28 protein-coding genes are annotated in these 25,699 nt (G+C 63.4%); 19 read left to right on the top strand and 9 right to left on the bottom strand.

The features are described from left to right. Positions 1 to 178: 178 nt before the first annotated feature. On the top strand, positions 179 to 892 hold the full coding sequence (locus tag K3179_RS01135; protein WP_221562102.1) for a hypothetical protein: 714 nt from the start codon (positions 179 to 181) through the stop codon (positions 890 to 892). Positions 893 to 904: 12 nt separating this feature from the next. Here K3179_RS01135 and astD read toward each other — a convergent pair whose 3' ends face one another. Together astD and K3179_RS01125 are read right to left on the bottom strand one after the other, a co-directional pair. Beyond that, positions 905 to 2,305, bottom strand: a complete 1,401-nt coding sequence (gene astD, locus K3179_RS01130; protein ID WP_221562101.1) for a succinylglutamate-semialdehyde dehydrogenase — start codon at positions 2,303 to 2,305, stop codon at positions 905 to 907. 100 nt (positions 2,306 to 2,405) lie between these two features. Beyond that, positions 2,406 to 3,803: a protein adenylyltransferase SelO family protein gene (locus K3179_RS01125; protein WP_221562100.1), complete on the bottom strand. Its 1,398-nt coding sequence runs from the start codon at positions 3,801 to 3,803 to the stop codon at positions 2,406 to 2,408. Positions 3,804 to 3,883: 80 nt separating this feature from the next. On the opposite strand from K3179_RS01125, the gene K3179_RS01120 reads away from it, so the two are divergent. The 5 genes from K3179_RS01120 (at position 3,884) to K3179_RS01100 (ending at position 9,588) form a co-directional block, all read left to right on the top strand. Next, on the top strand, positions 3,884 to 4,750 hold the full coding sequence (locus tag K3179_RS01120; protein ID WP_221562099.1) for an alpha/beta fold hydrolase: 867 nt from the start codon (positions 3,884 to 3,886) through the stop codon (positions 4,748 to 4,750). After that, positions 4,747 to 5,892 carry a glycosyltransferase family 4 protein gene (locus tag K3179_RS01115; protein WP_221562098.1) on the top strand — a complete coding sequence of 382 codons (1,146 nt, stop codon included), beginning with the start codon at positions 4,747 to 4,749 and terminating at the stop codon, positions 5,890 to 5,892. The genes K3179_RS01120 and K3179_RS01115 overlap by 4 nt, the downstream gene beginning before the upstream one ends. A gap of 137 nt (positions 5,893 to 6,029) precedes the next feature. Beyond that, positions 6,030 to 6,806: a tetratricopeptide repeat protein gene (locus tag K3179_RS01110; protein WP_345721719.1), complete on the top strand. Its 777-nt coding sequence runs from the start codon at positions 6,030 to 6,032 to the stop codon at positions 6,804 to 6,806. A 21-nt stretch (positions 6,807 to 6,827) separates the two neighbouring features. Continuing rightward, complete coding sequence (locus K3179_RS01105; protein WP_221562097.1) at positions 6,828 to 8,180, top strand: PQQ-binding-like beta-propeller repeat protein; 1,353 nt, start codon at positions 6,828 to 6,830, stop codon at positions 8,178 to 8,180. Positions 8,181 to 8,232: 52 nt separating this feature from the next. Next, entirely contained in the window at positions 8,233 to 9,588 is a 1,356-nt protein-coding gene (locus K3179_RS01100) for a methyltransferase family protein (RefSeq protein ID WP_221562096.1), read from the top strand. Position 9,589: 1 nt separating this feature from the next. On the opposite strand, the gene K3179_RS01095 is transcribed toward K3179_RS01100, so the two are convergent. Genes K3179_RS01095 through K3179_RS01085 form a run of 3 tightly spaced genes read right to left on the bottom strand, consistent with a single transcriptional unit; the run spans position 9,590 to position 12,073 of the window. Continuing rightward, a complete protein-coding gene (locus K3179_RS01095) occupies positions 9,590 to 9,892 on the bottom strand; it encodes a putative quinol monooxygenase (protein ID WP_221562095.1) in 303 nt (100 codons plus the stop codon). 14 nt (positions 9,893 to 9,906) lie between these two features. Beyond that, on the bottom strand, positions 9,907 to 11,277 hold the full coding sequence (locus K3179_RS01090; RefSeq protein ID WP_221562094.1) for a glutamate--cysteine ligase: 1,371 nt from the start codon (positions 11,275 to 11,277) through the stop codon (positions 9,907 to 9,909). 40 nt (positions 11,278 to 11,317) lie between these two features. After that, positions 11,318 to 12,073, bottom strand: coding sequence for a 16S rRNA (uracil(1498)-N(3))-methyltransferase (locus K3179_RS01085; protein WP_221562093.1), 756 nt, complete (start codon positions 12,071 to 12,073; stop codon positions 11,318 to 11,320). A gap of 39 nt (positions 12,074 to 12,112) precedes the next feature. Here K3179_RS01085 and ubiA point away from each other — a divergent pair, with 39 nt between their 5' ends. The 7 genes from ubiA (at position 12,113) to K3179_RS01050 (ending at position 19,024) form a co-directional block, all read left to right on the top strand. Further along, a complete protein-coding gene (ubiA, locus tag K3179_RS01080; protein ID WP_221562092.1) occupies positions 12,113 to 13,030 on the top strand; it encodes a 4-hydroxybenzoate octaprenyltransferase in 918 nt (305 codons plus the stop codon). Between the two features lie 99 nt (positions 13,031 to 13,129). After that, complete coding sequence (gene fsa, locus K3179_RS01075; RefSeq protein WP_090482431.1) at positions 13,130 to 13,789, top strand: fructose-6-phosphate aldolase; 660 nt, start codon at positions 13,130 to 13,132, stop codon at positions 13,787 to 13,789. A 10-nt stretch (positions 13,790 to 13,799) separates the two neighbouring features. After that, the gene (cobT, locus tag K3179_RS01070) at positions 13,800 to 15,626 is read left to right on the top strand and encodes a cobaltochelatase subunit CobT (RefSeq protein WP_221562091.1); all 1,827 of its coding nucleotides are present in this window, start codon (positions 13,800 to 13,802) and stop codon (positions 15,624 to 15,626) included. Further along, a complete protein-coding gene (locus K3179_RS01065) occupies positions 15,627 to 15,899 on the top strand; it encodes a hypothetical protein (protein WP_221562090.1) in 273 nt (90 codons plus the stop codon). It begins immediately after the preceding gene. Next, positions 15,896 to 16,570, top strand: a complete 675-nt coding sequence (locus K3179_RS01060; RefSeq protein ID WP_221562089.1) for a nitroreductase — start codon at positions 15,896 to 15,898, stop codon at positions 16,568 to 16,570. The genes K3179_RS01065 and K3179_RS01060 overlap by 4 nt, the downstream gene beginning before the upstream one ends. Positions 16,571 to 16,596: 26 nt before the next feature. Continuing rightward, on the top strand, positions 16,597 to 18,045 hold the full coding sequence (cysS, locus tag K3179_RS01055; protein ID WP_221562088.1) for a cysteine--tRNA ligase: 1,449 nt from the start codon (positions 16,597 to 16,599) through the stop codon (positions 18,043 to 18,045). 40 nt (positions 18,046 to 18,085) lie between these two features. Continuing rightward, complete coding sequence (locus K3179_RS01050) at positions 18,086 to 19,024, top strand: D-2-hydroxyacid dehydrogenase (protein ID WP_221562087.1); 939 nt, start codon at positions 18,086 to 18,088, stop codon at positions 19,022 to 19,024. Here the strand turns inward: K3179_RS01050 and K3179_RS01045 are convergent, their stop codons facing one another. Next, a complete protein-coding gene (locus K3179_RS01045) occupies positions 19,025 to 19,384 on the bottom strand; it encodes a hypothetical protein (RefSeq protein WP_247712757.1) in 360 nt (119 codons plus the stop codon). Beyond that, a complete protein-coding gene (locus K3179_RS01040; RefSeq protein ID WP_221562086.1) occupies positions 19,374 to 19,589 on the bottom strand; it encodes a hypothetical protein in 216 nt (71 codons plus the stop codon). Before K3179_RS01040 ends, K3179_RS01045 begins: the two co-directional genes overlap by 11 nt. Positions 19,590 to 19,765: 176 nt before the next feature. On the opposite strand from K3179_RS01040, the gene K3179_RS01035 reads away from it, so the two are divergent. Further along, the gene (locus K3179_RS01035; protein ID WP_221562085.1) at positions 19,766 to 20,407 is read left to right on the top strand and encodes a S24 family peptidase; all 642 of its coding nucleotides are present in this window, start codon (positions 19,766 to 19,768) and stop codon (positions 20,405 to 20,407) included. Between the two features lie 42 nt (positions 20,408 to 20,449). Here K3179_RS01035 and K3179_RS01030 read toward each other — a convergent pair whose 3' ends face one another. Beyond that, positions 20,450 to 21,592 (bottom strand): sensor histidine kinase, encoded by a 1,143-nt coding sequence (locus tag K3179_RS01030; protein WP_221562084.1) that lies wholly within the window; start codon positions 21,590 to 21,592, stop codon positions 20,450 to 20,452. Between the two features lie 165 nt (positions 21,593 to 21,757). Between K3179_RS01030 and K3179_RS01025 the strand changes: the two genes are divergently transcribed. Then, the gene (locus K3179_RS01025) at positions 21,758 to 22,399 is read left to right on the top strand and encodes an MBL fold metallo-hydrolase (RefSeq protein WP_221562972.1); all 642 of its coding nucleotides are present in this window, start codon (positions 21,758 to 21,760) and stop codon (positions 22,397 to 22,399) included. Between the two features lie 36 nt (positions 22,400 to 22,435). Here K3179_RS01025 and K3179_RS01020 read toward each other — a convergent pair whose 3' ends face one another. Then, complete coding sequence (locus K3179_RS01020) at positions 22,436 to 22,834, bottom strand: MAPEG family protein (protein WP_221562083.1); 399 nt, start codon at positions 22,832 to 22,834, stop codon at positions 22,436 to 22,438. Between the two features lie 243 nt (positions 22,835 to 23,077). Here K3179_RS01020 and rpmF point away from each other — a divergent pair, with 243 nt between their 5' ends. From rpmF to K3179_RS01000, 4 genes are all read left to right on the top strand, one after another. Further along, on the top strand, positions 23,078 to 23,257 hold the full coding sequence (gene rpmF, locus K3179_RS01015) for a 50S ribosomal protein L32 (RefSeq protein ID WP_090482457.1): 180 nt from the start codon (positions 23,078 to 23,080) through the stop codon (positions 23,255 to 23,257). Positions 23,258 to 23,284: 27 nt separating this feature from the next. Beyond that, positions 23,285 to 24,322: a phosphate acyltransferase PlsX gene (gene plsX, locus K3179_RS01010; protein WP_221562082.1), complete on the top strand. Its 1,038-nt coding sequence runs from the start codon at positions 23,285 to 23,287 to the stop codon at positions 24,320 to 24,322. Next, the gene (locus tag K3179_RS01005; RefSeq protein WP_221562081.1) at positions 24,319 to 25,284 is read left to right on the top strand and encodes a beta-ketoacyl-ACP synthase III; all 966 of its coding nucleotides are present in this window, start codon (positions 24,319 to 24,321) and stop codon (positions 25,282 to 25,284) included. Before plsX ends, K3179_RS01005 begins: the two co-directional genes overlap by 4 nt. Positions 25,285 to 25,390: 106 nt before the next feature. Continuing rightward, a complete protein-coding gene (locus K3179_RS01000) occupies positions 25,391 to 25,690 on the top strand; it encodes an integration host factor subunit alpha (RefSeq protein WP_090482821.1) in 300 nt (99 codons plus the stop codon). Positions 25,691 to 25,699 lie beyond the last annotated feature (9 nt).

The raw sequence follows: 25,699 nt of genomic DNA, 5'->3' as shown, positions 1-25,699 counted from the left end.
CGATAGCGCGACCTTCGGGTTGTGATGGGCGTCGTCCGCACCCTCGATACGAGGGGCGGGCGGCGCCCTTTTTGCGTGGACGGTACACTGTCCCGCATTGAGCCATCTGCCTGCAGCGTATGGCCAATTCGGCACAGGGAGGGCATATCGCTCTGGAAATGTGCCGGAGATGCCAGAAATGAAGCTGCGCCTGATTGCCCTTGCTGCCCCCATCGCGATGCTCGCCGCCTGTTCGGGCGGTAATGGAGATGCGGAGGAAGGCGACGACATGAACGCCGCCAGCGAGGGCGCGCTCAACGAAAATCTCGCCACCGATCCCGACCTTGCGAACAGCAGCGAGGAAGGCGCTGCGCTTTCTGGCACGGGCAACCAGAACATTCCCCGGATCGACACCTCGGAGCGGGCGATCGAGGATGCGCGCAATCGTGCGGTCCAGATGGTCGGCGGCAGCGCCAATATGGACGCGCTCCCGACGGCCAAGCGCCTTGGCGAAGGTGCAGCGGACACGCCCGCCATGGTTCAGGCGGCGCGCGCGCTCCAGGGACCGGGCAATACCAACTGCTTCGAAAAGGTCAGCTACTCGGCCTCGTGGTCGGCCAAGCTACCTGCCGAGTTTCCTATCTATCCGCGCGGCAATACGGTCGAGGCGGCAGGTAGCGACGAGGGGGCTTGCGCTGTCCGTGCCGTCACCTTCCGCACCGGCGTGCCGAAGAGCGATGTGCTGGCATTTTATGCGACCCGCGCAGCCGACGCCGGATACACGGTCGAACATGCGCTGAAAGGTGGCGAGAACGTGCTGTCCGCCATCGACGGGCAGAGTGCGATGGTCATCTATGCCCGCGACCTGCCGGGCAAGGTCACCGAAATCGACCTCGTTACCAGCAAGCGCTGAGGGCAGAGGGGATCAGCCTTCCTTGAGGCCGATCCCGATGCTGGCGCGCGGCTGGTCCATTTCGGTGCTTGCGACCGGATAGGCGCAGTAATCCGCGGCGTAGAAGGCGGCGGGGCGATGGTTACCCGATAGGCCGACACCGCCGAACGGAGCTGCGGAGGATGCGCCGTTCGTGGGACGGTTCCAGTTGAGAATCCCTGCGCGCGCTTCGAACCAGAACTTCTCGAAATCTTCCGGCTTGCCGCCCATCAGCGAGGCGGAGAGGCCGTAGCGTGTGTTGTTTGCCTCTGCGATTGCCGCGTCAAAATCCTTGACGCGGATCACCTGCAGCAACGGGCCGAACAATTCGATGTCGGGCCGGTCGCTCATCTCGGTCGCATCGATGATCGAGGGCGACAGGAAAGGTAGCTGCTCGTCGGGACGCTTCATATGCATCACCGGCTTGCCGCCGCGACTAATCAGCGCGACGAAGCTTTCGGACAGGAGATCCGCCGTCTGGTTGTCGATGACGCTGCCCATGAAGGGCTGCGGGTCGGCGAAGGGTTCACCCACGATCAGCTTTTCCGCCAGCTGCTTCACAGCGGGCACGATCTTGTCGTAGACGCTGTCGACCACGATCAGGCGGCGCGCCGCCGTGCAACGCTGGCCTGCAGTGGTGAAGGCCGACTGGATGATAGTCGCCGCCGCGTCGTCGATCTTGGGCGTATCCAGCATCACGATGGGGTTGTTGCCGCCCATTTCCAGCGCGACGATTTTGGCCGGATTGCTCGCCAGCTTGCGGTTAATCGCAATGCCCGCGCGCGCCGATCCGGTGAACAACACGCCGTCGACCATGGCGTGTTCGACCAGCGCCTTGCCTTCCTCGGCACCGCCGTGGAGGCATTGGACGACGCCTTCCGGAATGCCCGAGGCGTTGAAGCATTTCACCAGGAATTCGCCTACGGCCGGGGTCTTCTCGCTCGGCTTGAAGATGACGACATTGCCCGCGATCAGTGCCGGGACGATGTGGCCGTTGGGAAGGTGGGCCGGAAAGTTATAGGGGCCGAGGACAGCCATCACGCCATGCGGTTTGTGACGCAGGGCAGCGGTGCCCTGGAGCGCGCTGTCCAGCTTCTTCTGGCCGGTCCGCTCGGCATAGGCAGTAACGGAAATTTCGACCTTGCCGATGACGGCCTGGACCTCGGTCTTGGCTTCCCACAGGGGCTTGCCGGTTTCACGCGCGATGAGTTCCGCAAAGGGATCGGCCTGTTTGCGCACTTCGTTGGCGAAGCGGCGGACCAGTTCGATACGCTGGCCGACCGGCTGGCGGGCCCAATCCGTCTTGGCCCTAAGCGCTACATCGATAGCCTGCTCAACGTTTCCGGCTTCGCCCTTCCAGAGCAATTTGCCGGTGGCCGGTTCGGTAGAAATCATTTCGGCTTGCGACACGTATCGTCCCTTCCTCTCGCTCAAGCGAGCTTCTCGCGCCGCCTATGTGACAGGCGCGCCTGCGCGTCAAATCTAGTATGGAGGTCTAGCGTCGATCCGGGAGGACAGGTGCCTGACCGTGGGCACTGCCCATGCAGCGAAGCGCGTCGATCTTCGCATGGAGCGGTGACCAGTCGTCGCTCCGGTCGATCGCGGCCCAGATGGCTTCGACCTCGTCGATCAGCATCGACTGCGGCGCTTCGCCCGACCAGTATTCATGCGTATCCGCGACGGGCTCGTAGCCTGCAAGCGCGGTGGCGAGATCGCCTTGCGCATTTCGTCCCCCACGATGCCGGAAGAAGAATGCGTCCGGCTGTGCCTCGCTTTCCGCCATAAGTGCCTCGCAGGTGCCGACCAGCCGCGCGTCGTCGTCACCGCCCTTGGGCACGACGCCAAGACGCCAGCACCAGCGCCGCGCGACCGCATCCATGTAGAGCGGACCGAAGCGCTCCATCGCCGCAATGAGGGGCGGGGCGTCGCAGATCAGCCTCAGCGCAATCGCGAACTGGCCGCAATTCCAGTGCAATGCCTCGGGCTGGCGCCCGAAGGCGTAGAGGCCCGAGTGGTCGAAATAGGCCGCGGTGAAACCGGGCTTCCATTGTGGCAGGAAGCGCCAGGGACCGTAATCGAAACTCTCGCCCGTGATGTTCATGTTGTCGGTGTTGAGCACGCCGTGGACGAAGCCTGCGACCATCCAGGCGGCGGCGAGATCGGCCAGCCGCTCGACCACCTGATGCATCAGGCGCACGGCAGGTTCGTCACGCCCCGGCGCGTCTTCTGGCGGGGGAGGGCCGGGAAACTGCGTAAGGCAGTACTCGACGAGCGCTTCCATGTGCTCTTTCTCTTCCACGGCCAGCAAGCGCTGGAAAGTGCCGATACGGATATGCCCGTGGCTCAGCCGTGTCATGACCGCCGAGCGGGTGGGCGAGGGTTCGTCATTGCGCTGGAGTTGCTCGCCGGTCTCGACGACGCTGAAAGTCTTCGACGTACTCACGCCCAGCGCTTCGAGCATTTCGGTGGCGAGGATTTCGCGCACTGCCCCTTTCAAGGTCAGGCGGCCGTCGCCGGCTCGGCTCCACGGAGTCTGACCCGATCCTTTTGTGCCGAGATCGAGCAGCCGGTCCTGCCCGTCGCGCAGTTGGGCGAACAGGAAGCCGCGCCCGTCACCCAGTTCGGGATTGTACACGCGGAACTGGTGTCCGTGATAGCGCAGGGCCAGCGGCTGGGGCAGGTTGTCCGGCAAGGGGGCGAAGCGGCCGAAATGACGTGCCCACTCCTCGTCGTCCATGTCCGCTAGGCCAACCGCTGCCGCCCAGCGATCGTTGCGAAACCGCAATTTCGTTTCGGGAAAATCGGCCGCTTCGACTGGATCGCCAAGCCAATCACTCAGGCCCAGGATCGGCGTGTCGGGACGGTAGGCGGCAGGTTGTGGGGCATCTGGCATCGCATTGGAGATGTGGTCCCGGGGCACTGCACGCAAGTCATGGCTCGAAATTTGCCGCGCTAGGCGCTACCGCGCTTTTCATGAGCACTGAATACAGCGAGCGTAGCTGGCAAAGCGCCGAGGGCCTGACCCTCTATTTCCGCGACTATGGAGAGGCGAACGATCGCCCTCCGGTGCTGTGCCTTCACGGCCTGACCCGCAACAGCAAGGATTTCGAAGGCGTCGCCGCGCATATCGCCGGACAGGGTTGGCGGGTGATCGTGCCCGACATGCGCGGGCGCGGCAAAAGCGATTACGCCGAAGATAGCGCGACCTATGCCGTCCCGCATTATATCGGCGACGTCCTGGCGTTGCTCGAACAGGAAGGCGTCGAGAAGTTCGTTTCGATCGGCACCTCGATGGGCGGGCTCATGACCATGCTGATTGCGCAGGCCATGCCGCACCGCATCGCCGCCGCGCTGCTCAACGATATCGGCCCGGTGGTCGATCCGGCGGGCATCGAGAAGATCCGCACATATCTGGGCCAGGGCCGCAGCTTCCCGACGTGGATGCACGCAGCGCGCGCGCTGGAGGAAGTGCACGGGGAATCGCACCCGTCCTTCGACACCGAGGACTGGATCGCGATGGCCAAGCGCGGGATGACTGTGTGCAGCAATGGCCGCATCGCCTTCGATTACGACATGAAGATCGCGGACCCGTTCAACGATGCCGACGAGAATGCGGTGCCGCCCGATTTGTGGCCCGGCTTCGAGGCGCTGGCGAGCAATCCGCTGCTGCTGGTGCGGGGCGGACTGTCCGCGCTGCTTAGCGCCGATGCTTTCGCCGAAATGCAGAAACGCGCGCCGAATGCCGATGTGGTCGTTGTGGAAGATGCCGGACATGCACCGACGCTAGACGAGCCGGAAGTACGCACGGCGATCGATTCCCTGCTCGCCAGCGTCAAATGAGCGCGAAATCCGACGGCGGCGTGCCGCGTGTCCTGCACCTGCAATCGACCTTCGCCGCGGGCGGCAAGGAGCGCCGGACGGTTGAGCTGATCAATGCTTTCGGAGGGAGGCTGGCCCATACGATCGTGTCGGCGGAACCGGACCGGCTGGATGCGGCGGATGGTATCGCCAAGGGCATTCGCGTCACGCTGCAGCCCGATTTTCCGAGCCTCAAGGGCACGCCGCTGCCCGGGCGGCTGATGAAGATCGCCAAGGCCATGAAGCCTTTCGACCTCGTGCTCACCTACAATTGGGGCGCGATGGACGCGGTGATGGCGCACACGATGTTCTCCGAAGCGCTCGACCTGCCGCCGCTGATCCATCACGAAGACGGCTTCGATGAAAGCGAACTCAATAAGCGCAAGCGTAGCCGGACCTGGTATCGCCGTGTCGCGCTCGGCAAATCGTCGGGCCTCGTCGTGCCGTCGGAGACGCTTGAGGAGATCGCACTCGTAGAATGGCAGCAGCCGCTCGGCCGGGTGAAGCGAATCCCGAACGGCATCGACACCAAGGCTTTCGCCATGCGGCCCAAGCCCGACACCCTGCGCCTGATCAAGCACAAGGGTGAGCGTTGGGTCGGCACTCTGGCAGGCCTTCGCACAGTGAAGAACCTGCCCCGGCTGGTCCGGGCATTCGCTTCGATGGAGGAGGACTGGCATCTCGTCATCATCGGGGAAGGAAGCGAACGCGATGCGATCCAGGCCGAGATCGACCGGCTGGAGCTGAACGACCGAGTTCATTTGCCCGGAGCGGTCAAGGATCCGGCGCGCGTCATCGGTCTGTTCGATATCTTCGCGCTATCGAGCGATTCAGAACAATTCCCGCTGTCTGTGGTCGAGGCGATGGCCGCCGGCCTTCCCGTGGTCGCCCCGGATGTCGGCGATATCAAGGATATCGTGGCAGAAGAGAATCGCGAATTCATCACGCCGCCCGCCAATGAGGATGCGCTCTCCGCATATTTGCGCGACATGGCGCGCGATCCGGCCCGTGCAGAGCGGATCGGGATGGCAAACCAGGCGAAGGCGCGTGCACAGTTCGACCGCGACAAGATGGTTGCGACCTATCGCCGCCTTTATTCCAGCGCCATGCGACGGGACTTCTAGGGCGACGCGCGCGGTTTCATCGCGCGTTCACCCGCCGGGGGACAGGCTCGTTCCCCGGATGGACAGGCATTGCCCTCTTACCGCGCTATGCCTAAAGACCCGGCCACAGATTTGCCTTTAACGGAGACCGAGCCGCAGTGGCCCGCAAACCCAAGACCGAACTCACCCGCGAAGAAAAGAAATCACGCGCCGAGGCTGCCGAACAGGAAGCCCTGCTGCGCGAGGTCGACGATGCCGTCCGCCAGGGCGATATGGAAAGCTTCATGGGCACCTATGGCAAGCCGCTGATCGGCGTGCTGATCGTCGGACTCGCGGCGTTCGGCGGCTACCTGTGGTGGGACAATCGCAACGAAGCCGCTCTGGAAAGCCAGTCCGAAGCGCTCGTGGTCGCGATCGACCAGCTCGAAGCGGGCAATACGGCGGCCGCGCTCGAGCGCCTGAACGGCGTCGAGGGCGAGGGCACGCCTGCAATCAGCGCCAAGATGCTGCGCGCCGGCCTGTTGGCGGAAGAAGGCAATACAGAAGAAGCCGCCCGGCTGTTCGGCGAAGTCGCAGCCGATGGCAGCGCGCCCGAAACCTTCCGCGACATCGCCCTGATCCGGCAGGTCACTGCGCAATATGATTCCATGAAGCCTGCCGACGTCATCGCCAAGCTCAAGCCGCTGGCGACACCGGGCGAACCGTTCTTCGCGACTGCCGGCGAGCTTGTGGCCCATGCCTATCTCGCGCAGGGCAAGCGTGCGGAAGCCGGTGCGCTTTTCGGGCAGATCGCCCGCGACGATGCGACGCCGGAAGGCACCCGTGCGCGCGTGCTCAACATGGCCGGCGTGCTCGGCGTCGATGCCGTGGACGATGTCGAGGAGCTCCTCAACAGCCAGCGCACCGACCCGCAAGCCGGCGCAACCAGCGAATAATCGATCATAGACGGACCCAAGATGAGCCAGACCAAAGTCAAATCGATCACGCGCGGCACGATCGCCGCAACCCTGGCCCTGGGCCTGACCGCTTGTGCCGGTGGCCTGTTCGGCGGATCCGACGACAAGAAAACGACCCCGACCCTCGGCGATCGCGAGCCGATCCTTTCGCGCATCGAAACCGGCGCGAAGGTCGATCCTTCGCTGGCCGGCGTTTCGGTGGTCCTGCCCCCGGCGCAGGCAAATGCCGAGTGGGGCCAGGCAGGCGGCACCGCCAGCAAGAGCTACGGGCACCTCGCCCTCGCGCAAGCGCCGACCCGCGCCTTCACCGTGGATGTTGCCGGAGCAGACAATCGCCAGCGCCTGGGTGCTGCGCCCGTCATCGGCGGCGGCAAGCTGTTTGCCGTGGGTACCGATGGCCGCGTCACCGCTTTCGACGCGCGAAGCGGCGCGCGCCAGTGGACTTACCAGTCACAGCTGAGCGACGACACGCGTCCTTCCGCTTTCGGCGGCGGCGTCAGCTACAGTGCGGGTAAGGTCTATGGTACGGATGGCGCCGGCAATGTCTTCGCTCTCGACGCGCAGACCGGTGCCGAACAGTGGAAGGTAAAGCCGGGCGGTCCGCTGCGCGGTTCGCCGACGCTCGCCTTCGATAACGTATTCGTGATGACGCAGGACAATCTGCTCTACGCGCTCAACGCGGCGGACGGCAGCCTGCAGTGGGACGAATCCGGTTCGACGACCATGGCCGGCGTGTTCGGCGTGGCGGCACCGGCCGCAGGGCAGGGCACAGTGGTCGCCGGGTATACTTCGGGCGAACTGATCGCCTACCGCTATGAAAACGGTCGCAGCCTGTGGGCGGACGCTCTGGCGCGTACGTCGATCTCCACGCAGGTCGGTGCCCTGTCGGACATCGACGCCGATCCCATCATCGACAATGGCCGCGTCTACGCGCTCGGTCAGGGTGGCCGCATGGCCGCCTACGAGCTCGTCACGGGCCAGCGCCTGTGGGAACTCAACGTCGCTGGCATTTCGACCCCGGCCATCGCTGGCGAGTGGATCTTCGCGCTGACCGACGATGCGCGCCTGATCTCGATCCAGCGCAGCAGCGGCAAGGTCCGCTGGCTGACGCAGATGCCGCGCTATGAAAACGAGGAAAAGAAAAAGAACCCGATCTTCTGGCAGGGCCCCGTTCTCGCGGGCGGCCAGCTGTGGGCGGTGAATTCCAATGGCGAGATCTGGCGCATCAGCACCGGTGAAGGTTCTGCCACCCTGTTCACCGAACTGGACGAACCGATCAGCCTGCCTCCAGTGGTCGCGAACGAAACGCTGTTCGTCCTCGACGACAGCGGCACGATCACCGCATTCCGCTAAGCACGCGATAGTTTTCGTGCCGTTTACCATTGCCGCGCTATAGGGTGCGGCAATGGCCCAGCACGCACCCGTCCCTGACACGCGTCCAGCAAGCGATGTCTCGCCAGCCGTCGGGCTGGTTGGGCTTGCTGCCCTGCTCGTGTGGGTCTGGATCGCGCGTGATTGGGCCGGAATTGCCGAATTCTGGGACCTGCCGGGGCCGCGTGAGCCTCTGGTTGGACCTCATGCAGCCATTGCGGGCTTGGTCTTCATCACTGTGCCAATGGTTGCGTGGTCGATCTTCGTCGACAAGGTGCACCTGCGCCCCTCGACCGGGATCGACTGGTCGCTCGCGAAGAGCCGCAAGCCCGATCTCGAGACCTCGCTGACCAAGATCGCGGGGCTGTGGGCGACGTGGGCCATCCTGGTCGCGCTTTATTGCCTGTGTCGCTGGTACTGGGCCGGGAATTACATTTATGCGCTCAAGGTGGTGGCGGTGATGGGCGCTGCGATGGTGGTGCTGTCGGTGCCCTATGTCCTGTGGCTCGACCGAGTGATGAGAAACCCGCGCGACCATGCCTGGCATTTCGGCGCCATGCTGTTCATGCGCGACGACTGGGACCGCGCAGAGGTGCTGAAGCACTGGCGTGCGTGGATCATCAAGGCGTTCTTCGGTGCTTTCATGATCTCCATCGTGCCGGTCAATTTCGCCAATGTGGTGAACGCGGACCTCTACGAGTTTCTCTCCAATCCTGTGGTCTTCGCGGTTGTGATGATCAACCTGCTGTTCCTGGTCGACGTGATGGTGGGCGCGGTCGGGTATATCGTGACCCTGCGTCCGCTCGATGCGCATATCCGGTCAGGCAATCCCTTCCTCGGCGGCTGGCTGGCGGCCCTGATCTGCTATCCGCCCTTCGTCTGGGGCATCCTCGGCAACGGGCAGGTGATGAGCTACGAACACCATGTTGAACAGTGGCATTACTGGCTTGCCGGAAACGAGGCGATCCTGTGGCTGTGGGCCGGATTGCTGGTCTTCCTGACCGCGATCTATGCGTGGGCGACCTTCGCCTTCGGTATCCGGTTTTCCAACCTCACTTACCGCGGTGTGCTGACCAATGGCCCGTACCGCTTCACCCGGCACCCCGCGTACCTGTCCAAGAACCTGTTCTGGTGGTGCAGCGTGATGCCGTTCCTCGTCGTCAACCAGAGCCCGGTGGATGCGATCCGCAACACCTTCTTCCTGCTGTGCGTCAACGGCATCTACTACTGGCGCGCGCGTACGGAAGAAGCGCACCTGCTGGCCGAGGACCAGAAGTACCGCGACTATTATGCGTGGATGGGGCGCAACGGGTTGATCACCGCGCCGCTGACGAGGTTATTCGCTAAACTGACGCCGCGCCCGGCGGCTTCCGCCCAGCCTGCCGAATAGATCAGCCCAGCGGTTGGCCGTCGTCGGTTTCGTAAATCCGCAGGTCGCGCGACACGGGCGGATTGTTCGCCATGACTTCCTGGAAAGCCGCCATGTGCGCCGATTTCCCATGCGCTTCGAGCGCCGCCTTGTCGCGCCACCGCTCGAACAGGACTAGCGTGTTGGGATCGGCGAGGTCCCGCGCGAAGGTGTAATCGAGGCAGCCGTCTTCTGCGCGGCTTGCGCGGACCATGGTGATGATCGCGTCCAGCGTGCTGCTGTCGATACCTTCGGCCAGTCGGATCGTGCCGTTAATCTGGATCATCGCCGTGTCCTCTTTCAGAAGCTGTATTTGTAGACCCGCTTGATGTCGCCGCCCCATTCGCCGTGATAGCGATCCAGCAGGACCTGGGCCGGCACCTTGCCGCTGGCGATGATTTCGTCGAGCGTTTCGAGGAAGCCGGTCTCGTTATCGCCCGACGTATTGAGCCTCCCGCGTGCAGCCAGGCCGGAGCGGGCCACGGCGAGAACGTCCTTCGCCATGTCGCGCAGCTTACCGCCGCCGGGGATCGGCGCGTCGAGCGCAAGTTTCGGGACGGCGTTCCGTAGGTTCTCGCGCTCTTCCATCGTCCAGTGCTTGACGAGGTCCCATGCCGCATCTAGCGCGCCCTGGTCGTAGAGCAGGCCGACCCAGAAGGCCGGCAGGGCGCAGATGCGGCTCCACGGACCACCGTCGGCGCCGCGCATTTCGAGGAAGCTCTTGAGCCGCACCTCCGGGAAGGCGGTGGAAAGGTGATCCCACCAGTCGCTCTGCGTCGGTTTTTCACCGGGAAGAATCGACAGATTGCCTTCGAGAAAATCGCGGAAGCTCAGGCCAGCCGCGTCGAGATACTTGCCGTCGCGGAATACGAAATACATCGGCACGTCGAGCATATAGTCGACCCAGCGCTCGTAACCGAAACCCTCCTCGAACACGAAAGGCAGCATGCCGGTGCGATGCGGGTCGGTGTCGGACCAGATATGGCTGCGATAGGACAGGTAACCGTTGGGTTTCCCTTCCGTGAAAGGCGAATTCGCGAACAGGGCAGTCGCCAGCGGCTGGAGCGCAAGACCGGTGCGGAATTTTTGCGCCATGTCTGCTTCGGAAGAATAGTCGAGGTTCACCTGTATCGTGCAGGTGCGCAGCATCATGTCGAGGCCGAGACTGCCGACGCGCGGCATGTGGCGCATCATGATCTCGTAACGGCCCTTGGGCATGATCGGCAGTTCTTCGCGGGTCTTGTCCGGCCACATGCCGAGGCCGAGGAAGCCGACGCCGCAATCTTCGCCCACACGCTTCACCTGGTCGAGGTGCCGTCCGGTTTCGGCGCAGGTCTGGTGCAGGTTTTCGAGCGGCGCTCCGGACAGTTCGAGCTGTCCCGCCGGTTCGAGGCTGACCGTGCCGTCTTCGCCGCGCATGGCGATGACCTTGCCGCCTTCCTCCACCGGCTCCCAGCCGAACTGGCGCAGCGACATCAGTATGTCGCGAATGCCGCCTGGTTCGTCATAGGAAGGGGCGCGGAAATCCTCGCGGCGGAACACCAGCTTTTCATGCTCGGTCCCGATGCGCCAGTCGGCCTTGGGCTTTTCGCCAGCCTGCATCGGAGCGACCAATTGGTCGCGCGATTCGATGATCGGATCTTCCTTGGCGGAGGTGTCGCGCGTGCTCATCGGGTGGCGTTAGAAAACCCAATCCCGCTGCGCAAAGGATTTATTCCTCGTCGATCCAGTCGCCTGCTTCCGCCATCCAGACCGCTATTCCTGCAATCGCCGCGGTTTCACCGCGCAGGATGCGGGGGCCGAGGCTGATGGGGCGGGCATTGGGATGGGCGCGGATCGCCTCGCGCTCCGCATCGTCGAATCCGCCTTCGGGACCGGTGAGCAGGGCTGCAGGGCCGTCTGCATAGCAGAAGGCGTCGGCGGACGGTTCGCCGCCTTCCTCGTCGGCGAAGAACAGCAGGCGGTCTTCGGGCCATTCGCGAAGAAGGGCGTCGAGCTTCACCGGCTCTGCCACCTGGGGCAGGGCAGTGCGGGCACATTGCTCCGCCGCCTCGGTCACTATGGTAGACGCACGGTCGAGGTTGAGCTTGTCTGCAACACAGCGCCGCGTGACGACGGGCGCGATCCGGTCGACGCCGAGCTCGGTCGCCTTTTCCAGCACCAGGTCGAAGCGGTCTTTCTTCAGCAGCGCGGGGCACAGCCAGAAATCCGGCACGGGTTCGCGCGGGCGCTGGTGGTGGGTCGGTTGCAGGGTGACGTGGCGCTTGCCCGCCTCGACGACTTCGGCAGCCCATTCTCCCGTCACGTCGTCGCACAGGATCACCGCATCGCCCTGCGAAACCCGCATCACCTTGGTCAGATAATGGGCCTGGTTGCCCTCTATCTGGACAGTCACATCGCTGGAAAGCTCAGTGTCGACGAACAGGCGGGGAGCGCTCTTGGGCGGCCAGGCGGGTGTTGCAGGCATGTCTAGCCTGTTGGCGTCTCGCGCAGTAGGAAGCAAGCGATGAACGACACCTCCACCCCGCCGCAGATCGTCCCCGATAGCGAACATCGCGGACTGGTCGAGCGCCTCCCGCAATTGCCGCGCGATCTTGCGATGCTGGCGCGGTTCGACCGGCCGATCGGATGGTGGCTGCTGTTCTGGCCGTGCGCATGGGGCGTGTGGCTGGCAGGCGCAGGTTGGCAGTTCGCGCTGCTCGGCTGGCTGCTGCTCGGCAGCATCGCCATGCGCGGCGCGGGCTGCGTCTACAACGACATCGTCGATGCCAAGCTCGACCGGCAGGTGGCGCGCACGGCCAGCCGCCCGGTGGCGAGCGGGCGCGTGTCGAAGAGGCTTGCCTGGGGCTGGCTGGTCACGCTGAGCCTCGTCGGGCTGGTTGTGCTGCTACAACTCGAATCGCTGGCGCAATTGGTCGCCCTGGCGAGCCTCGCGCTGGTCGCGGCCTATCCCTTCATGAAGCGGATTACCTGGTGGCCGCAGGCGTGGCTCGGCATGGTCTTCACCTGGGGGTTGCTGGTCGGCTTCACCCATTTCCGCGCAGACAATCTCGACGCGCTGGCCGCAATGTATGCGGGCGCTGCGCTGTGGGTGATCGGCTACGACACGATCTACGCCATGCAGGACCGCGAAGACGACGCGCTGGTCGGCATTCGCTCGTCCGCACTCCGCCTTGGGGGCAGGGTGCGCGGGGGCGTTGCGCTGTTCTATGGCGGGGCGGTAGCCTTGTGGGCGCTCGCCTTCTGGCTGTACCGGGCGGACTGGATCGCCCTCGTCGCCTTGCTGCCCGCCGCCGCGCATCTGGTATGGCAGGTCGCCACGCTCGATGGCGAGGATCCCGACAATCCGCTCGAACGCTTCCGCGCCAACCGCTGGACCGGCGCGCTGGTCGCTGCGGCCTGCTTCGTCGTCGGCAATGCGTGAGCAAAGCGTGGTTCACAGGCGGCCAAGCCTTGACTCATAGCCCGCAATCGCCTTGCAGCGGGTAACACCTTTTCTCGCCTTTTTGCGGAGCGCACACCCATGAAATTCTTCGTCGACACTGCCGATATCGCCGACATCAAGGAAATGGCCGACACCGGCCTGCTCGACGGGGTGACGACCAATCCCTCGCTAATCGCCAAGTCGGGTCGCGATTTCATGGAAGTGACCAAGGAAATCTGCGGCCTTACCGATGGTCCGGTCAGCGCCGAAGTCGTCGCACTCGACCATGAAACCATGATGAAGGAAGCGGAAACCCTGCGCCGGATCGCTGACAATGTCTGCATCAAGGTTCCGCTGACGATCGACGGCCTCAAGACCTGCAAGAAGCTGACCAGCGACGGCACGATGGTCAATGTGACACTGTGCTTCTCGGCAAACCAGGCTCTGCTCGCGGCGAAGGCCGGCGCGACCTTCGTGTCGCCCTTCGTGGGTCGTCACGACGACAACGGTTTCGACGGCATGGAACTGATCGCCGATATCGCGCAGATCTATTCCAACTACGGCTTCGACACCGAAATTCTCGTCGCCTCGATCCGCAATCCCGTCCACGTGCTGCAGAGCGCGCGGATCGGTGCCGATGTCGCCACCATGCCGCCTGCCGTGATCAAGGGCCTGTTCAAGCACGTCCTGACCGACAAGGGGCTGGAAGGCTTCATCAAGGACTGGGAAAAGACTGGCCAAAGCATCCCGACATCCTAACTAGGCTTACGTGACCGAACAGACACCCCTCGACCGCTTCAAGCAGGCATTGACCGGCACCGCGCGCGCCCTGGCGCAGGAGCCGGAGGTCGAGGTTGCGTGGAGCGCGGACAGTCCGAGCCAGTCGGGCAAGAACTTCCGCGTTCCGCTTCCCGGTCGCACTCTTCCCAAGGATCAGGCGACGGAAGCGCGCGGCTTTGCCGACAGCTTCGCGCTGCGCCTGCGCCATCATAACGAAGCGCTGCACAATCGCGGCGCGCCGCCCGAACCGATCGCTCGCGCCTGCTACGATGCGATCGAGCAGGTGCGCTACGAGGCGATCGGCAGCACGCGCTACTCCGGCATTCGCGACAATCTAGACGCGGCGGTCGAACTGCGCACAGCCAGCGATCCGATCGCGCGCGCCGATGCGGCGAACGAAGTCCCGCTGCCGACCGCGCTTTCCCTGATGCTGCGCGAGGCGCTGACGGGCGAAGCCATCCCCGAGCGCGCGAAGGCCGGCGTCGACATGGTGCGCGAGGATATCCTGTCGAAGATCGGCAGCGATATGGAAGATCTTGCAGGGGCGCTCGACGACCAGCGCGCTTTCCAGGACCTGACGATGGAAATGCTCCGGCACCTCGAACTGACCTTGCCCGACATGCCAGAGGACGAGGGCCGCGAGGACGGTGACGAGGACGAGGGCGATACGCCCGAGGAAGACCAGGACACCGACGAGGAAGACGAGGGCGAGGCCCAGCCACAGGAAACGGATGCTCGCGGCGAAGTCACCGACGGCGAGGCAGATGGCGATGCCGATCAGGACGTCGAGGGCGAGCAGGAGATGTCCGACGGCGATCCCTCGGACGAAGAGGGCGAGGGCATGCAGCCCGTCCGCCCGAACCGCCCGTGGACCGACCTGCCAGAAGATTTCAATTACCGCGCCTATACCGACAAGTTCGACGAGATCATCGAAGCGCCCGAGCTGTGCGATCACGAGGAACTGGACCGGTTGCGCGCCTATCTCGACAGCCAGTTGGCGGGCCTGCAGGGCATCGTCACGCGGCTGGCCAACCGCCTCCAGCGCCGCCTCATGGCGCAGCAGAACCGCAGCTGGGATTTCGACCAGGAAGAAGGCCTCTTGGATGCCGCGCGCCTCACCCGCGTGGTCGTGAGCCCCGGCCATGCGCTCTCCTACAAGATGGAGCGCGATACCGAGTTCAAGGATACGGTCGTCACGCTGCTGATCGACAATTCGGGCTCGATGCGCGGGCGGCCGATCTCCATCGCCGCAATCAGCGCCGACATCATGGCGCGCACGCTCGAACGCTGCGGCGTGAAGACCGAAATTCTCGGCTTCACCACCCGCGCGTGGAAGGGTGGGCAGTCACGCGAGGCATGGCTCGCCGATGGCCGTCCCGCCGATCCGGGCCGCCTGAACGACCTGCGCCACATCATCTACAAAAAGGCCGACGAGCCTTGGCGCCGCGCGCGTCGCAACCTCGGCCTGATGATGCGCGAGGGGTTGCTGAAGGAAAACATCGACGGCGAGGCGTTGCTCTGGGCGCACAATCGCCTGCTCGCCCGCCCCGAAGACCGCCGCATCCTCATGGTCATCAGCGACGGCGCACCGGTCGACGACAGCACGCTGAGCGTAAACCAGGCGGGTTATCTCGAAGGACACCTGCGCAAGGTGATCGAGTGGATCGAGAAGCAAAGCCCCGTCCAGCTCGCCGCCATCGGCATCGGCCATGACGTGACCCGCTATTACAAGCGCTCGGTGACGATAATGGACGTGGAACAGCTCGGCGGCACCATTATCGAGCAGCTTGCGGGACTGTTCGAGGTGGAGAAATAGATGGACTGGAGCCTGTTTTTCCTCGGGATTCTGATGATCTTCGGCTCCCTGTCGGGCTTCCGCCGACCGGAAAAGGATGTCCACAGCGTCGAGGGTTGGCAGGGGCGGCTTCGCGAATTGAAGGAAGGCGCTGACGAAGCTTACTTCGAGGAGCGCCGGCAATTGGAGGCATATCCTCCACCGGCTCACGCAACCGCCAAGAAGGTAAGGGTTCTCAGCATGATCGGAATAGCCAGCGGTGTTGTCCTCATGATCGCGGCATTTCTCCCATGACACCCACTGAAGCCGTCCAGTCCCGCCGCTCTGTCCGCGCCTTTACGGACCAGCCGGTCGACCGCGAAACCCTGACCCGCGTGCTCGAAAAGGCGCAGCGCTCTCCTTCGGGTGGCAACGTCCAGCCGTGGAACGCGGTAATCCTCACCGGCGAGCCGATGCAGGCGCTTTTCGACCGGGTGGCGCAGGAATTTCCCAAGGGACGCGCGGCGCTCAAGCCCGAATACGATATCTATCCCAATGACCTTGACGGGGCCTACGAGGAGCGCCGCTTCGGCGTGGGCGAGGACATGTACGCCTCGCTCGGCATCACACGCGAGGACAAGGCCAAGCGCCTCATGTGGTTCGCCAACAACTTCCGCGCCTTCGGGGCGCCGGTGCTGATGCTGGTCCACACGCCCAAGTACATGGGGCCGCCGCAGTGGAGCGATATCGGAATGTGGCTGCAGACCATCATGCTGCTGCTGCGCGAGGAAGGGCTCGATAGCTGCGCGCAGGAAGCCTGGGCCGCCTACAGCCCGCAGGTGCGCGAGATGGTCGACATCCCCGATGACCACATCTTTTTCTGCGGTATGGCCATCGGCTACCGCGATCCGGACGCGCCGGTGAACCGGTTCGATGTGAAACGTGCGCCGCTGGACGAATCTGTGCGCTGGGAGGGTTGGCAGTAAGCGCGCCGCGACCTAATGGCCTGCGCATGACCGAAACGCCGCTCAAGCTGTTCAACTCGCTCACCCGCGAGACCGAGACCTTCACCCCCGTCCACCCGGGCGAGGCGCGCGTCTACACCTGCGGGCCGACGGTCTACAATTACCCCCACATCGGCAACATGCGCGCCTATGTCTTTGCCGACGTGCTGGGCCGCACGCTGAGCTGGAAGGGTTACGATCTCACCCACATCATCAACATCACCGACGTCGGCCACCTGACCGACGATGCGGACGAGGGCGAGGACAAGATGGAGAAGATGGCTGCCGAGCGCGCGCAGTCGATCTGGGACATCGCGAAGCATTATACGGAAGCCTATTGGGCCGATGTGAAGGCGCTGAATATCCGCCAGCCGGCCAAGTGGTCGGTCGCCACCGATTACATCGACGAGATGATCGAATTCGCGAAAGGCATCGCGGACAAGCACTGCTACGAACTCGATAGCGGGCTCTATTTCGACGTCTCCACCATCCAGGATTATGGCAAGCTTGCCCGCGCTGTCACCGAAGAAGGTGAAGGCCGCATCGATACGGTCGAGGGCAAGCGCAACGCGGCCGACTTCGCGATCTGGCGCAAGACGCCTGCTGGCGAAAAGCGCCAGATGGAATGGGAGTCACCCTGGGGCAAGGGCGCGCCGGGCTGGCATCTCGAATGCTCGGTCATGGGCGGAAAGCTCCTCGGCTTCCCCTTCGACATTCACACGGGCGGGATCGACCACCGCGAAATCCATCACCCGAACGAAATCGCGCAGAACCAGGCGCATTGCTGCACCGGCGGCTTAAGCGAGGCCGAAAACAGCGGCGCGCGCATCTGGATGCACAACAACTTCCTCGTCGAACGGTCGGGAAAGATGTCGAAAAGCTCGGGCGAGTTCCTGCGCCTGCAGCTGCTGATCGACAAGGGCTACCACCCGCTAGCCTACCGCATGATGTGCCTGCAGGCGCATTACCGCAGCGAACTGGAGTTCAGTTGGGAAGGGCTGGGCGCCGCGCTCACGCGATTGAAGCGCATCGTGATGCAGGTCGAACGCCTGAAGGGCGAGATGGCTGGCGATCCCTCGCACCAGAAGTTCGCACCCATGCGCGAGAAATTCGCCGCCGCCGTGTCCGACGATCTCAACACCTCGATCGCTTTGGTCGCTTTGGAAGAGGCGCTGGCGGTCAAGAAAGTCGACGGCGGGGTGAAGCGTGCCGTGATCGAGGACATGGACCGCGTGCTCGGCCTCGACCTGTTCGATCTCACTCGCGAAGACCTTCGCATCCGTCCCGCCTCGGCCGAGGTCACCGAGGCCGAAATCGAAGCGGAACTCATCCGCCGCAAGGAAGCCAAGGTCGCGAAGGATTACGCGACTTCCGATGCCATCCGCGCCACCCTCGCCGCCAAGGGCGTCGAGGTGATGGACGGCGATCCGCTCGGCTGGGAGTGGAAGCTGGGCTAAGTTGCGGTTAGGGACTTATCGGCAAGAGGAGAGTCCCCCGATGACAAAAGCCGTGATGTCCGCCCTGATTCGCCCGCTGGTGGAGCCGCGCCTGCCCGAATGGGTCGAGCCGCTATGGTTCATGACCAAGGAACAGGCGCTGGAAATGGCGCCCGAGGCCGAGATCGGCTGGTTCGACCTCAACGACAAGGAGCCGATGATCGAGATCGCGAAGGCCGCGACCAATCTCAAGTGGCTGAACTCGATCTACGCGGGCCTCGACTTCATGCCGCTGAACCTCCTGCAGGAGCGCGGGGTCACGGTCACGAATGGCGTGGGCATCAACGCCATCACCATTGCCGAATATGTCGTCATGCTGATGCTGGCCCATGCCAAGGGGTACCGCGAGGTGGTGCGCGCGCAGGAGCGGCACGACTGGCTGCTCGACAGCCCCGGCAAGCGCGAGCTTTCAGGGGAGCGCGTGCTCCTGCTCGGCCTCGGCGCGATTGGCGGGCTTATCAAGACCCGGCTCGAGGCGTTCGACATGACGGTGGTGCCAGTGCGTCGTTCGGGTGGGGAGGGCAATTTGCGCCCCGGCGAATGGCGCGAGAAGCTCGGCGAGTTCGACTGGGTGATCCTTGCGGTGCCGTCCACCGACGAAACCAAGGGCATGATCGGCGCGGCCGAACTCGCGGCCATGCGGCCCAATGCGGTGCTGGTGAATATCGCGCGCGGCGATGTGGTCGAACAGGATGCGCTCGTCGAGGCGTTGCAGGCGAAGAAGATCGAAGCCGCCTTGCTCGACGTGACGAATCCGGAGCCATTGCCCGAGGATCACCCGCTGTGGGACCTGGAAAATGCGCAGGTGACCATGCACCTGTCGGGCCGCGCGCAGACCAAAATGTTCCAGCGCAGCGCCGACAGGTTCGTCGAAAATCTCGAACGGTGGCGGAAGGGCGAGCCGGTCACTCCGCAGATGGACCTTGCCGCCGGTTACTGATCAGGCGTCCTCGAGCAGGAGCAGTTCGCACTGAACGACCAGCCGGGAGTCGGGCATGATCCGGTGATCGACCTCGCTCACCCCGGCATCGGCGACCAGCTGGCCTGCTAGCATGAATTCATGGTCGGGCAGGGCGGCGATAAAACGTTCGCCCGCTTCCACCGCATCTTCGCCAGGGAAGAGGAGGGAGAGGCTGTGCCGCGTGCCTGCGAAGGTAATGCTCGCCCACGCTTTCTCCGTGTGCGTCAGGACTTGCCCTTGATGTTCGCCAAGCGCGATCAGGGCGTCCCGCAGGCGATCGCCCGAACTGCGGCGCGGACGGACAAGTTTCTTTCGCGGAGGTTTGCATTCAGCCGACATGCGCCGCCTCCTTTGCAGGACCTTCGCCGCGCGCAGCCTCGAAGCCCGTCATGAAGCCGCGGATGCGCGCTTCGGTTCCGCTGCGCGGCTCGCGACCCATCCTGAGATCAAGGACGAAGCGGGGATCGCGTGCCGCGAGCCGGCCGAACTTCGTCGGCGGCATCTCGTGGGTGCGAAGGAACTTCTCGATGGATCGAATCAGCATGTGCGGTGCTCCCCTTTTGGCTGTCCGGAATGACGAATCGCTCGCCGTGTTCCCTATTCGTTCCAGTCGAAATCCTACTTGTCTAGGAAAAATCCTATGCTATAGGAATTTTCTCTGGCGAGTTCTTCGGGAAGTGCGGATTTGTGCCAATCACGAGAGTTGGCAAGGAGTTAAGGATGGCGGAAAAACTCAGCGCGGACCGGGCGCGACTGGTCGAATTGGCGGAATCGAACCGCGCGAGCCTGTCGGCTCTTTCGTCTATGTTGGGGCGTAATCCCAGTTACTTGCAGCAATTCGTACGCAAGGGCAGCCCGCGCAGGCTGGAGGAACAGGACCGGCGCAAGTTGGCGGAATTCTTCGGTGTCGGGGAAGTGGAGTTGGGGGCGGATCGGGACCTTGCGCGGCCACGCGAATCGGACGACTTTCTGGCCGTTCCCCGCCTTGCTCTCGACGCGTCAGCCGGTCCTGGCGCCGTTTCGGCAGAGGAAATATCCTTCGACAGCTTCCGCTTCTCGCGCCGCTGGTTGCGCGAAATGGGTCTGGAGGGCGCCGATTTGTCCGCGATCCGCGTGGAAGGCGACAGCATGGAGCCGACCCTTCGCAGCGGGGACGAGATCTTCGTCGACCGCAACAAGCGCGCGGGCGAGGGCATTCATGTCGTGCGCATCGGCGACGTGCTGCACGTCAAACAGGTCCAGGCCAGCGCGCCTGGGCGCATCACCCTGATAAGTGCGAACGACGCCTATGCACCGATCGAACTCGCCCGCGACGAGGTCGAGGTCATCGGACGTGTGGTTTGGAAGGGAGGCAGGGTTTGATATCCGACCCGGATGCCCCACCGGTGTTTAGGATTACGTTCTCTAGGCCGGATCGATTCCAAAGGTTTCGTCCACGATCCGTGCCGCCATTCGATCGGAATCGCCCTGATCCTGTTCTGCGATAACAGCCTCGAGAGGGACTGAGAGCCGGTAGACAAGCCCACCCTGTTCGAAGGTCCGACTGGCTTCGCCTCTCAGCATGGTGGGAATAACCCTCGTCAGAAGTTTTGTGCCGAAACCCTCCGGCCTGAGCAGGTCGTCCGACTGTAACACCGGCATACCGTATTCACGCCAACTCAGGTCGAACTTGCCGCTCTCGATGGACCAACTCACTTCGACATGTGCAGCCTCGGAAACCGAGAGGCTGTATTTCTGCGAATTCGTTGCCAACTCGTGCATCGCGAGGCTGATTTGCTGGGCGGCCTCGGGGTTGATGACCAGCTCTGGCCCGGCATAGGCGAAGCGTTCGCCGTAGGTCTCTTCCAGCACCCGAAGGCTTTCGTCGATTACTGTGCCCAACGAGATCGATGCTTCGTTTTTTCGTTCAATGGATCGCGTTGCGCTGGACAGGGCCCGCAGGCGCGCGACGAAAATATCAAGGAATTCTTCGGTCTTCTGGCGCCCTTTGGCCGTCTGCACCGCAAGCGACGTGACAACGGAAAGCAGGTTGCCGCTGCGATGCACCGCTTCGCGGGTCTGAATGGCAAGGGTCGTGTTGGCGGCCGTCAATTCGCGGGTGCGTTCCTCCACCTTTTTCTCGAGCGAGGCGAGCGTGCGTTCATGTGCGGCAATCTCGTCACGTAGTCTCTGGTTTGCTTCCTGCATCCTCGCCGGCGATGGAAAATTGACCAGCGTAGGGATTAGCTTGAAGAGGACTGCGGCGGTCGTCATCGATACCAGTCCCGTCGCCAACTTGACCCATCCGACCCACGGATAAATCGGAAACCACAGGGTCACGATGCCAAGCAGATGGGTCAGGCCGCATAGCAGGATGAACGATGCGAAGAGTGTTACAAGGCCAGCGTGGGGGACGTCCTCACGCTTGCGAAGCACGGTCAGCAAGGCGATCGGAATTGCGGTATAGGAAAGGAAGATCAGCAAGTCCGATCCAGCCCACAAGATAACCAGCCACGGCTCCCACAGAAGGCACATGCCATGCGGCATGTAGTCGCCATATTCGATCATGTGTTCCAACCCGAACGCTCCCGATAAACTGTAGCAATCGAACGTCTATTCGCACGTCGCCAGACCGGCAGCAATCGCCACAGTGGCGGCGCTTCACGGAAACTTGCAATCCCTCGCCGCTACAGCCATCTCGCCATTATGACCGACACGCCCAATCAGCCCCCGATGAAAGCCGGCATCGTGCCGGTAACGCCGCTCCAGCAGAACTGCTCGCTGATCTGGTGCACCAAGACCAACAAGGGTGCCTTGATCGATCCGGGCGGGGATCTCGACAAGCTGAAGGCAGCGGTCGCCAAGACCGGGGTGGAACTGGAAAAGATCCTCATCACGCATGGCCACATGGACCATTGCGGCGAAGCGGGCGTACTGGCCAAGGAGCTCGGCCTGCCGATTGAAGGGCCGCAGGAGGCTGACCGGTTCTGGATCAGCCGGCTGGAGGAGGACGGCGCGCGCTACGGCATGAACAGCCAGGTTTTCGAACCGGACCGCTGGCTGGAAGACGGGGACACCGTCACTGTTGGCGAGCTGGAACTCGAAGTCATTCACTGTCCTGGCCACACGCCCGGCCACGTGGTCTTCTTCAACCGGCCGAGCAAATTTGCCATCGTGGGCGACGTCCTGTTCCAGGGCAGCATCGGGCGTACCGATTTCCCCATGGGCAACCACCAGGACCTGATCGACGCGATCACGCAGAAGCTCTGGCCGCTTGGCGACGACGTGACGTTCATCCCGGGCCACGGCCCGACCAGCACTTTCGGTCAGGAGCGCAAGACCAACGCCTTCGTCAGCGACGCGGCACTTGCGTAAAAAGTGGGCCGGATACGCGCCCGGCCCGCCAAGTTCCTAGATAACGCGCATCGCAATCAGCGTGGCCATCACTGCCAGCCCCAGCAGGGTTAGCATGGTGATGAGCGTGCCGATCATGCGCGGCTTGGTGCCGGTTTCGGCGTCCATGCCCATTCCGTGGGCAACCCGGCCCAGCATGTAGATCCCCGCAACCCAGGCGAGCCAGGGCGTACCCTTGCCGGTGATCTCGATTGCAGCGATGAGCACGAGCACGAACGGCGTGTTCTCCACGAAATTCAGCTGCGCGCGCATCCGGCGGGTCAGCGGACCACCTCCGTCGTCGCCGTGAATTGTCTTGGTCGCGCCGCGCATCTGGCCGACGCGCACCGCCAGCCACAGGTTGATAAGTGCCGCGGCAGCAGCCGCCGTCAGAGTGACGGGTAGAAACAGGCCCATACGATCCCTCCCTTGTGATTTCCCTCGCGAACCCCATCTCGGGCTATAGGCAAGGGCCGGACCATGCAATGTGCAGGCATGACTAACGCACAGCGCTTGCACTGAGGCGAAAAATCGCTATAGCGCGCGCCTTCACCGTCATGGTCGGGAAGTTTCGGGTTTAAGCGCACTTGTGCGTTGCCGGACCTTCCACTAGGGCGGCCACCGAAATTGATTGTAATTGTTTGAGGAACAGGTGCCGCCATGGCCGTCCCCAAGAGGAAAGTATCGCCCCACCGCCGCGGCAACCGTCGTGCGCACGATTCGCTCAAGGTCGAAGCTCATCACGAGTGCTCGAACTGCGGTGAACTCAAGCGTCCGCACAACCTTTGCCCGCACTGCGGTTTCTACAACGGGCGCGAAGTCATCGCCGTCGGTCTCTAAGACCGTCACCGTAAGCCGGAGATCGTCATGAGTTTGCCGCGTATCGCTATTGACGCGATGGGCGGCGACGAAGGCGTGCGCACCATGATCGACGGTGCCGCGATGGCGCGGCGCCGCCACGATCGATTCAAGTTCCTGCTGGTCGGCGACGAGGAGCGCATCAAGAAAGCGCTTGCCGACCACCCGGGAATGTCGGGCGCTTCGGAAATCCTGCATTGCGAAGATGTGGTCGGGGGCGACGAAAAGCCTTCCAAGGCCCTGCGTCGTGCGAGGACGACTAGCATGGGCCTGGCTGTCGACGCCGTTAAGCGCGGCGAGGCCGGCGCAGCCGTCTCTGCCGGAAACACCGGCGCACTGATGGCGATGAGCAAGCTTGCCTTGCGCACCATGCCGGGTCTCGACCGGCCCGCCCTTGCAGCGCTTCTGCCGACGCTGGGCGACAACGACGTCATCATGCTCGACCTTGGCGCGAACCGCGAATGCGACGCGCGAAACCTCGTGCAGTTCGCCATTATGGGCGCGGCCTATTCGCGTATCGTGACCGGCCGTGAACGCCCGCGCACCCGTCTGCTGAATATCGGCACGGAAGAAACCAAGGGCACCGAAGACATCCAGAACGCAGCCGAAATTCTGCGCGGAGCCACCGGCCTCGACATGGAGTTCGAAGGTTATGTCGAAGCGGACAAGATCAACCGCGGCGAATGCGATGTGGTCGTGTGCGACGGGTTCTCCGGCAATATCGCGCTGAAGGCGATCGAAGGTACGGCGCGTTTCGTGACTGACCTGCTGCGCCGCGCTTTCACCAGTTCGGTCCGCTCCAAGGTGGGCTTCCTCGTGTCGCGTCCGGCGACCGAGTTGCTCAAGCACCATCTCGACCCGAACAACCACAACGGCGCGGTCTTCCTCGGCCTCAACGGCGTGGTCGTGAAAAGCCATGGCAGCGCCGACGCCACCGGGGTTGCCAATGCCGTGGAAGTCGCCGCACGCCTGCTCGAGGACGACATCCTCAACCGCATCCGCAAGGACCTCGGCGAGGTAGGCAGCGAAGGATTCGCCGCGAAATGATCCGTTCGGTCATCACCGGCAGCGGCAGCGCGCTTCCCGCCAACTGTGTGACCAATGCCCAAATGGCCGAGCGCGTCGATACCAGCGACGAATGGATCGTGGAGCGCACCGGCATTCGGCAGCGCTATATCGCGGGCGAGGGCGAGACGACGTCGACCCTGGCGACCGAAGCCGCCCGCAATGCCCTTGAAAACGCAGGTGTCGATGCGAGCGAAATCGGTCTGATCGTTCTGGCGACCGCGACACCCGACCATACCTTCCCGGCAACCGCCACGCAGGTCCAGCATGCACTGGGCTGCGGCGGGGGCGTGGCCTTCGATGTGCAGGCCGTGTGTTCGGGCTTCCTCTACGCTCTGGCCACCGCCGACTCGATGCTGCGCACCGGCATGGCAACCAAGGCGCTGGTGATCGGCGCAGAGACTTTCAGCCGCATTCTCGACTGGGAAGACCGCACCACCTGCGTCCTTTTCGGCGATGGCGCCGGGGCCGTGGTCCTCGAGACACAGGATGTCGCCGAAGACGGCCCGGGCATCCTTTCGACCAAGCTGCATGCCGACGGCGCGCATTGCGAACTGCTCTATGTAGACGGCGGTCCCTCGACCACTGGCGAGGTTGGCAAACTACGGATGAAGGGTCGCGAAGTCTTCCGTCATGCCGTGGTCAATCTTGCCGACGTCCTGCGCGAAGTTATTGGAAACACGGGTATTTCTGCAGAAGACATCGACTGGGTCGTGCCTCATCAGGCCAATGCCCGCATCCTCGATGCGACAGCCCGCAAGCTGAATATGCCGGCCGAAAAGGTCATCGTCACGGTCGACAAGCACGCCAATACATCGGCTGCTTCGGTTCCCCTGGCATTCGATGTCGCGCGCCGTGACGGTCGGATCAAGCAGGGCGATCTGGTCATGTTCGAAGCCATGGGCGGCGGCTTCACATGGGGTGCCTCGCTCGCCCGGATGTGAGCATATAAACAAAGTACACATTCGGTTGTAAAACACTACCGAATACAGTACGTTGCCATTTCTAAGTCGGACCCAGGGTCGCGTCTGGGGAGAGTGAGAAATGGACATGATGCGCTCGGTGGGAACTTTGACCCGTGCCGATCTGGCGGAAACTATCAATCGGAAGATGGGCCTCAGCAGGGCCGAGTCGCTCGATCTGGTGGAACAGGTGCTCGACAAGATGTCGCAGGCCCTGATCCAGGGTGAAAACGTCAAGATTTCCGGTTTCGGCAGCTTCGTTCTGCGCGACAAGAAAGAGCGTATTGGCCGCAATCCCAAAACCGGCGTAGAAGTACCGATCACGCCGCGCCGCGTCATGACTTTCCGGGCAAGCCAGCTGCTGAAGGATCGCGTCGCCAACGGCTAACTGCTAAGG

Source organism: Qipengyuania intermedia (assembly GCF_019711615.1).
Classification (GTDB): domain Bacteria; phylum Pseudomonadota; class Alphaproteobacteria; order Sphingomonadales; family Sphingomonadaceae; genus Qipengyuania; species Qipengyuania intermedia.
Note: the sequence above shows the minus strand (reverse complement) of the source record. Positions and strands in the feature narration are given on the sequence as shown.

Bases quoted from the DNA above. Each gene is read 5' to 3' on its own strand.
- astD (WP_221562101.1), bottom strand. From the start codon at position 2,305: ATGATTTCTACCGAACCGGCCACCGGCAAATTGCTCTGGAAGGGCGAA.
- K3179_RS01125 (WP_221562100.1), bottom strand. From the start codon at position 3,803: ATGCCAGATGCCCCACAACCTGCCGCCTACCGTCCCGACACGCCGATC.
- K3179_RS01135 (WP_221562102.1), top strand. From the start codon at position 179: ATGAAGCTGCGCCTGATTGCCCTTGCTGCCCCCATCGCGATGCTCGCC.
- rpmF (WP_090482457.1), top strand. From the start codon at position 23,078: ATGGCCGTCCCCAAGAGGAAAGTATCGCCCCACCGCCGCGGCAACCGT.
- K3179_RS01085 (WP_221562093.1), bottom strand. From the start codon at position 12,073: ATGCCTGCAACACCCGCCTGGCCGCCCAAGAGCGCTCCCCGCCTGTTC.
- K3179_RS01005 (WP_221562081.1), top strand. From the start codon at position 24,319: ATGATCCGTTCGGTCATCACCGGCAGCGGCAGCGCGCTTCCCGCCAAC.
- K3179_RS01100 (WP_221562096.1), top strand. From the start codon at position 8,233: ATGGCCCAGCACGCACCCGTCCCTGACACGCGTCCAGCAAGCGATGTC.
- K3179_RS01040 (WP_221562086.1), bottom strand. From the start codon at position 19,589: ATGCTGATTCGATCCATCGAGAAGTTCCTTCGCACCCACGAGATGCCG.
- K3179_RS01120 (WP_221562099.1), top strand. From the start codon at position 3,884: ATGAGCACTGAATACAGCGAGCGTAGCTGGCAAAGCGCCGAGGGCCTG.
- K3179_RS01035 (WP_221562085.1), top strand. From the start codon at position 19,766: ATGGCGGAAAAACTCAGCGCGGACCGGGCGCGACTGGTCGAATTGGCG.
- K3179_RS01025 (WP_221562972.1), top strand. From the start codon at position 21,758: ATGAAAGCCGGCATCGTGCCGGTAACGCCGCTCCAGCAGAACTGCTCG.
- K3179_RS01020 (WP_221562083.1), bottom strand. From the start codon at position 22,834: ATGGGCCTGTTTCTACCCGTCACTCTGACGGCGGCTGCTGCCGCGGCA.
- K3179_RS01045 (WP_247712757.1), bottom strand. From the start codon at position 19,384: ATGTCGGCTGAATGCAAACCTCCGCGAAAGAAACTTGTCCGTCCGCGC.
- K3179_RS01090 (WP_221562094.1), bottom strand. From the start codon at position 11,277: ATGAGCACGCGCGACACCTCCGCCAAGGAAGATCCGATCATCGAATCG.
- cysS (WP_221562088.1), top strand. From the start codon at position 16,597: ATGACCGAAACGCCGCTCAAGCTGTTCAACTCGCTCACCCGCGAGACC.
- K3179_RS01105 (WP_221562097.1), top strand. From the start codon at position 6,828: ATGAGCCAGACCAAAGTCAAATCGATCACGCGCGGCACGATCGCCGCA.
- ubiA (WP_221562092.1), top strand. From the start codon at position 12,113: ATGAACGACACCTCCACCCCGCCGCAGATCGTCCCCGATAGCGAACAT.
- plsX (WP_221562082.1), top strand. From the start codon at position 23,285: ATGAGTTTGCCGCGTATCGCTATTGACGCGATGGGCGGCGACGAAGGC.
- K3179_RS01095 (WP_221562095.1), bottom strand. From the start codon at position 9,892: ATGATCCAGATTAACGGCACGATCCGACTGGCCGAAGGTATCGACAGC.
- K3179_RS01060 (WP_221562089.1), top strand. From the start codon at position 15,896: ATGACACCCACTGAAGCCGTCCAGTCCCGCCGCTCTGTCCGCGCCTTT.
- K3179_RS01000 (WP_090482821.1), top strand. From the start codon at position 25,391: ATGATGCGCTCGGTGGGAACTTTGACCCGTGCCGATCTGGCGGAAACT.
- K3179_RS01030 (WP_221562084.1), bottom strand. From the start codon at position 21,592: ATGATCGAATATGGCGACTACATGCCGCATGGCATGTGCCTTCTGTGG.
- K3179_RS01115 (WP_221562098.1), top strand. From the start codon at position 4,747: ATGAGCGCGAAATCCGACGGCGGCGTGCCGCGTGTCCTGCACCTGCAA.
- fsa (WP_090482431.1), top strand. From the start codon at position 13,130: ATGAAATTCTTCGTCGACACTGCCGATATCGCCGACATCAAGGAAATG.
- K3179_RS01065 (WP_221562090.1), top strand. From the start codon at position 15,627: ATGGACTGGAGCCTGTTTTTCCTCGGGATTCTGATGATCTTCGGCTCC.
- K3179_RS01050 (WP_221562087.1), top strand. From the start codon at position 18,086: ATGACAAAAGCCGTGATGTCCGCCCTGATTCGCCCGCTGGTGGAGCCG.